The following is a 1820-nucleotide window of genomic DNA, read 5'->3' on the forward strand; positions in this document are numbered from 1 at the left end:
GGGCCATTTAATGGAGTAATGCTCATTGAATTAACTCGTAGTAAAGCTATTGATTATGAAAAGAAATAACGTACAAATTATAATGATTGATAATTCCAACCCGTGTGGGAATTATTGTATAATTGAAGAAGTATTTTATTTTCTATAAAGGGTACCTTTAGGAAAATGCAGATTTTGTCTTTACTGAATTTCAGCAAGTAAAATGAGGGAAGATGGAAGAGGTTTTTCATGAAAATATTCGAGGCAAATCAAGCTTGCAAAAAGATTGATGGAATAATGATTCTTAAAGAAGTCTCTATAAGCATTTCACAAGGTGAAAAAGTGGCGATCACCGGAAATAATGGATCCGGGAAAAGCAGCCTTTTAAAACTTATTGGGGGTATATTTGAAGAAACTGCTGGGCAAGTGAAGAGATCTCAAATTAACATAGGATATGTACCTGAACACTTTCCAGAAAGTATCCGATTCAAATTACAAGACTATTTAATGTTAATGGGTAAAATGACTTGTAAATCGGATGAAGGAATTTTAAAAAAAATTGAGAATTATGCTGAGCTGTTTGCAATTACAGACTTTCTAACCACCCCTTTGAATCATTGTTCAAAAGGGACAAAGCAGAAAGCCGGAATTATCCAGGCATTGCTGAAGAAACCTGATCTATTATTATTGGACGAGCCACTAACTGGGTTAGATGATAAAGCAAAAATCGAGCTTTTGAATCAGCTAAATTCTCTCCAAGGGGAAAAAACGATTATTTTTACTGCACATGATCCACTACTAATTGAAGGATTAGCCGATAGGGTTTTAACTGTAGAGAGTGGAAGAATTGTCTACGATTCTACAAAAAACAAAAAGGGGAAATTAAGATTTATAAGAGCAAAAATCCCCACTAGAGAGATAATTGCAGAGATTCCGTCTATTAGATATAAATTTGTAGGGGGAGATTCTGTTGAAATAATTGTTTCAGCTAAAGAGTCTGATAAGGTATTGGCCATGTTGCTTAAACGAGGATGTTCAATATTTGAATTAACAGAGAAGAGGTAGTAAGTTGTCAGCTTTTATCCGTTACCAATTAATAAGCTTTGTTCGTTCATTAAAATTTATCCCACCCGTTGTTATTTTTTTTGCATGGGTGTTTATTTTATATGCCTATAAAAATGTGCCGATCCTCAGTAGTTACGCAGTATCTTCTATTGCAATGTACTTAATCATGACATGGATTACAATGTCCATTTTTACTTTGGATGAAGAAAGTGAAAAGCATATCTTAATCTCTCATCTTAAAAGAAAGGTGAGTTACTTATTTGGCAAATGGCTAACTATTCTAGTAGTAATGATACCTTTACTTTTGTTTGCGATCTTTTTCCCAATCATTACAGAAAGCTTCAAAGGGAATATGTCGATCAAGCTATATGCTTATGCATTTTACAGCCACTTGGTCTTTATGACATTTGGGATATTAGTAGGAACCCTATTTTCGGCTACCAAACTTGCAACAAAAAAATACGCCTGGCTTTCGACTGTATTTATAATCGTAGTTTCACTCGCCTCAAAATCAATTATCGAAATATCATTGTTTTTTAAATGGATTTTGTGGGTCTTCCCCCCAGTGTTCAAGGTGATTGGGTATATGGAAGGCGAAGATCAAGTACTAATAAATATACCAATAATAATCGATGGTGTTTTTGTAGTTATTTATCTAATCATCGGAGCTGTCATGTTAGTTCCTCTTTTTTTAAAAAAAGAAAGTTAGCAGCTTTACTAACTTATGAATATCTGTAAAATCTATACCATACATACGATCTTCAATTAAAGGGCGC

At 33.8% G+C, this 1820-nt stretch carries 2 protein-coding genes; both read left to right on the plus strand.

Features of this window, described 5'->3' with window-relative positions:
- Positions 1-228 precede the first annotated feature (228 nt).
- A complete protein-coding gene (locus tag V7164_RS02225; RefSeq protein ID WP_335353321.1) occupies positions 229-1044 on the plus strand; it encodes an ATP-binding cassette domain-containing protein in 816 nt (271 codons plus the stop codon).
- Between the two features lie 4 nt (positions 1045-1048).
- Positions 1049-1753, plus strand: a complete 705-nt coding sequence (locus V7164_RS02230; RefSeq protein WP_335353322.1) for a hypothetical protein — start codon at positions 1049-1051, stop codon at positions 1751-1753.
- Positions 1754-1820: the final 67 nt, after the last annotated feature.

It is taken from the genome of Bacillus sp. JJ1474, from assembly GCF_036965225.1.
Lineage (GTDB): Bacteria > Bacillota > Bacilli > Bacillales > Cytobacillaceae > Cytobacillus.